Annotated in this window: 1 protein-coding gene; it reads left to right on the forward strand. The window is 31.7% G+C overall.

All coding sequences use genetic code 11. The features are described 5' to 3' along the window. A partial coding sequence (locus tag H4O21_RS28840; RefSeq protein ID WP_182812741.1) for a DUF7737 domain-containing protein occupies positions 1–268 on the forward strand: 268 nt, incomplete at its 5' end. Positions 269–315 lie beyond the last annotated feature (47 nt).

Consider the following 315-nt stretch of genomic DNA (forward strand, 5'->3'; position numbering starts at 1 on the left):
AGCAGATAATGTTACAGTACAAGAACGACATATTTTAATAAAAGGAACTTTGGCCGATTATAGTATTCATCTAGGAAGTGGCATGGTAAGCAAAACAGGTTTACAATTATCTATCATACCAGTACACAGCCAACATCGCGGGCGTTTATTTTTACCGTTTAGTGATGACGATCCGAAAACTGCTGAAATCATTTCAAAAATGAAATTATTGTCAGAAGATAATAAGATAAAGGATCCTACAATTTTAGCTCAGATACAACGGTCTTAATTTTTTAAATTATATTATCTTGATGTAGAGTATGGTTTTTGAATATT

This window comes from Oceanospirillum sediminis (genome assembly GCF_014164585.1).
Classification (GTDB): Bacteria; Pseudomonadota; Gammaproteobacteria; order Pseudomonadales; family Halomonadaceae; genus Oceanospirillum; species Oceanospirillum sediminis.